Raw genomic sequence first — 4,517 nt, forward strand, 5'->3', positions numbered from 1 at the left:
GTTCAAAGTGGTGATCGGCCGGAAGACGAAAATGCCTTGCGGCTGCGAAGTGACCAAGGAAATGGGAGTCAACACCTGGGCGGCCTTCGCCGGCGTCGATGACAACGCGATCGTGGACGGCGATTTCGCCGTGCACGAAGACGAATTGCAGGGCGTCCTCAAGGCGTTGCGCCGGGGCGGCATCAACATCGTGGCCATCCATCATCACATGGTCGGAGAGACGCCGCGCACCCTCTTTTTGCATTATTGGGGCCGGGGAAAGGCGACCGAGCTCGGCCGAGCGTTGAAGGCGGCGCTCTCCCTGCAGCGGCTTTGAATCGCCCGCGCGATCGCGCGGGCAGCGTTTGCCAAACGTATCAGGGGCGCGGAATTTCGGGCCCGGCGCCCGACTGGCGGCGGAAGTCACCGGCAGGAAAAATCAATGAATCTCGTCCGACCCGCTCTACGGCGGCCGTTCACGGTCGTGGTGATCGTGGTTGGCGTCGTGCTGGCGTCGGTTCTGGCGCTGCGCCAGATGCCGCGGGACATTTTTCCGGGCCTCGGCATTCCCACGATTTACGTCGCGCAGCCGTACGGCGGCATGGATCCGGCACAAATGGAAGGTTACCTGACGTATTATTATGAATATCACTTCCTTTACATCACTGGCATCGAACACGTCGAATCAAAGTCGATCCTGGGTGCCTCGATCATCAAACTGCAGTTCTATTCCGGCACCGACATGTCACAGGCGATGTCGGAAACGGTGGCCTATGTCAACCGCGCCCGCGCGTTTATGCCGCCGGGCACCGTCCCGCCTTTCATCATGCGATTCGACGCCGGCAGTGTTCCGGTGGGCAATCTTGTATTCTCCAGCGAGACACGCTCTGTCGGCGAAATGCAGGATCTCGCGCTCAATCGCGTGCGCCCGTTGTTCGCCACCTTGCCCGGTGTTTCCGCGCCTCCGCCCTTCGGAGGCAGCGCCCGCAGCATTGTCGTGGACCTGAAGCCCGACCGTCTGCGCGCCTGCAACATGTCGCCGGACGAGGTCGTCGCCGCCATCGCCGCCGCCAACACGATCAGTCCTTCCGGTAACATGGCACTGGGCGACAAGTATCCGATGGTGCCGCTGAACTCCGTCGTGAAGAACATCAAGGATCTCGAACGCGTTCCGATCCGGACGGGCTCATATCCGGCCATCTTTGTGCGCGACGTGGCTCAAGTCATCGATGGCTCGGATATTGTCACCTGTTACGCCCTCGTGAACGGACGGCGGACCGTTTACATACCGGTCACCAAGCGCGCCGACGCTTCCACGCTTTCGGTCGTGAACCTGGTCAAGAAAAACATTCCAAAGTTTCAAAGCGTTTTGCCGGACGACGTGAAAGTGAGCTATGAGTTCGATCAGTCGCCTTACGTCACCCGCGCCATCAACGGGCTGACGCTCGAAGGCGCGCTGGGGGCGATTCTGACCGGCCTGATGGTGCTGATGTTTCTGCGCGACTGGCGCAGCGCGCTGATGGTTGTGATCAACATTCCCCTCTCACTCCTCGGTTCGCTGGCGGCGCTGTGGATCACTCACCAGACGGTCAACATCATGACGCTCGGTGGCCTGGCCCTGGCCGTTGGCATCCTCGTGGACATGTCAACGGTGGTCGTCGAAAACATTCACACCCATCTTTCGCGCGGCAGGCCGGTGGGGCGGGCGGTGGTTGACTCGGGGGGAGAAGTCGCGGTGCCGTTGCTGGTTTCGATGTTGTGCGTGCTGGCGGTGTTCGTTCCGTCGTTCTTCATGGTCGGCGCGGCCCGGGCTTTGTTCGTCCCGCTTTCTCTCGCTGTCGGTTTCTCCATGCTTGGTTCCTACCTCCTTTCGAGCACGTTGATTCCGATTCTCTCGGTGTGGATCCTGCGCAGCCACGCTGCGCAAGCCGAAGGCCCCGCGTTCGTCACGTTCCAAAAGCGCTACTCCGCGTTTGTGAGCCGGACGGTGCGGCGACCCTGGTCTGTCGTGACGGCTTATCTGGCCGGTGCTGCCCTCGTGATCGTTTTCATCGGCGCCAGGCTCGGCACAGAAATCTTTCCGAAAGTTGAGGCGGGACAACTTCAACTGCGCCTTCGGGCGCCCGCCGGCACACGTGTGGAAGGTACGGAGGCCATCGCTCTCCGGGCGCTTGACCTGATCAAAAAGGAGGTCGGCCCGGAAAATGTGGAGATCACGCTCGGGTTTGTCGGGGTACACGCGCCGAGTTATCCCATCAACCTTGTTTATCTTTGGAACGGTGGCTCGGAGGAAGGCGTGGTGCAGGTGCAGTTGAAACCCAACGCACCGGTCCGCAGCGGGGAATTGAAGGAGCGGCTGCGCGGGAAGCTCGCCGCGCAGCTGCCCGGCGTGCAGTTCTCGTTTGAGCCCGCCGACATCGTGAGCCGGGTCATGAGCCTCGGCGCGTCAACTCCGATTGAAGTCGCCGTGAGCGGACCGGACCTGCGCGCTGACCGGGAATTCGCGGAACGGATCCGGGAAAAACTTTCCGCGCTGCCTGCGCTGCGCGACTTGCAATTCGGCCAGACGCTGGATTATCCCACGGTCGAGGTGGCGCTAAACCGCGAGCGAGCCGGATTGATGGGCGTGAAGATGGGCGACGCGTCGCGCTCATTGGTCGCGGCCACCTCGTCGAGCCGGTTCACCACGCCCGTTTACTGGGCCGACCCGAACAGCGGCGTGGCTTACCAGATTCAGGTGCAGATCCCGCAGGTCCGGATGAATTCACTGGACGAAATCAAAAACGTCCCGGTCGCTTACCGTGACGGAAAGGCCATTCTGCTGCGGAACGTCGCCGCGGTGAGCGGCGGCACCACCATCGGCCAGTATGAACGCTACAATATGCAACGTCTGGTGACATTGACGGCGAACCTCCAAGGTGCCGACCTTGGGTCAGCAGCGAGGGCGGTGACGCGCACCATCAATGAACTGGGCGCCCCGCCTCCGCGAGTCAACGTCTCGGTACGCGGACAGATTGTTCCGATGCAACAAATGCTCGGAGGACTCCGCACCGGGCTGCTGCTCGCCGTGGTGGCTGTTTTTCTGTTGTTGGCAGCGAACTTTCAATCGTTGAACCTCGCCCTGGCCGTGATTTCGGCCGTGCCCGCGGTGATCGCCGGTGTGGCCTTGACGCTCTGGCTGACCGGCACGACGCTCAACGTCCAATCGTTCATGGGCGCCATCATGGCTGTCGGAGTGGCCGTGGCAAATGCAATCCTGCTTGCCACGTTCGCCGAGCGCAGCCGCCTGGGTGGAGCGACGTCCGAAGAGGCGGCAATTGAAGGAGCGCGAAGCCGGCTGCGCCCGATTCTCATGACCAGCCTGGCAATGATCGCGGGAATGCTGCCGATGGCGCTCGGTCTGGGTGAAAGCGGAGAGCAAGCGGCGCCCCTGGGACGCGCGGTGGTGGGCGGCCTTGCAGCGGCGACGCTGGCTACGTTGCTGGTGTTGCCATCCATGTTCGCCCTGCTTCAAGCGCGCAGCAGCCGCCGGTCTGGGTCACTCGATCCCGATGATCCTCGGAACGCGAGCGCGGCGGCGGTCAATTCATCATCCGGATGGCAGAAAGGAATCACCCTGTGAGAAGGCAAATCGTTCGACGGCTCGGAATCCTTTTGGCCGCCTGTCTGTGCGGCTTTTTATGCGGGTGCGGTCGGTCTGGTTCCGCTGCCGGGCCGACGGAAGCGCCGGAACCGCTGATGGTTCATGTCACTCACCCGCGCAAGGGACAAATCACGCGGATTGTCACTTTGCCGTGTGAAATCAAGCCTTACCAGCAGGCGACGCTCTACGCGAAAGTCGGCGGCTATTTGAAATCCATCGCGGTGGACAAAGGTGACGACGTCAAAGAGGGTGCTGTCCTCGCAGAAATCGAAGTGCCCGAATTGCTGGCTGACCTGGCGAAATACAAAGCCGAGGTTGAAGTTGCGGAAATTGATTTCCGGCGCGTGAGCGACGCGCAGAGGAAGGCGCCCGACCTGGTGGTGCCCCAGACGGTGGACAACGCGAAAGGCAAACTGGACATTGCGAGGGCAAACCTGACACGAGCGGAAACGCTGCTGAGTTTCGCCAGGATTACCGCTCCATTTTCCGGTGTGGTGACCCGCCGATTGGTGGACCCGGGCGCCTTCATACCGGCCGCGACTTCGGGCAGCGCGGCCCAGAGCGCGGCGCTTCTCACTTTGATGGATTTTGACAAGGTTCGAGTCCAGGTCGCCGTCCCCGAAGCGGAGGTTCCATTTATTAAAAACGGCCTGTCCGTCAAGGTAACGGTCGAGGAACTCGCCGGACGAGTTTATGAGGGAACCGTCACGCGCTATGCGGCGGCGCTTGATGATGCCACGAAGACCATGTTGAGCGAAATCGAGATCTCCAATCCCCGACGAGAATTACGGCCGGGAATGTTTGCGATGGCCAGAATCGCGGTCGAACTGAAGAACAATGCGCTCCTGCTTCCCGTCGAAGCCGTGGTCGTTGAAAAAGCGAGAAACTCGGTGTT

3 protein-coding genes are annotated in these 4,517 nt (G+C 61.4%); all 3 read left to right on the plus strand.

Translation table 11 applies throughout. The features are described from left to right. The coding region (locus VN887_09440) for a DUF1259 domain-containing protein (GenBank protein ID HXT40234.1) at window positions 1-316 on the plus strand (316 nt) is incomplete at its 5' end. 105 nt (window positions 317-421) lie between these two features. Continuing rightward, window positions 422-3,601, plus strand: coding sequence for an efflux RND transporter permease subunit (locus VN887_09445; GenBank protein ID HXT40235.1), 3,180 nt, complete (start codon window positions 422-424; stop codon window positions 3,599-3,601). Window positions 3,602-3,717: 116 nt separating this feature from the next. Further along, window positions 3,718-4,517, plus strand: an 800-nt coding sequence (locus VN887_09450; protein HXT40236.1) for an efflux RND transporter periplasmic adaptor subunit, incomplete at its 3' end; no start/stop codon positions are given.

Source organism: Candidatus Angelobacter sp., assembly GCA_035607015.1.
GTDB lineage: Bacteria > Verrucomicrobiota > Verrucomicrobiia > Limisphaerales > AV2 > AV2.

Coding starts and splice junctions, on each gene's coding strand:
- VN887_09445 (HXT40235.1), top strand. CDS start 422: ATGAATCTCGTCCGACCCGCTCTACGGCGGCCGTTCACGGTCGTGGTG.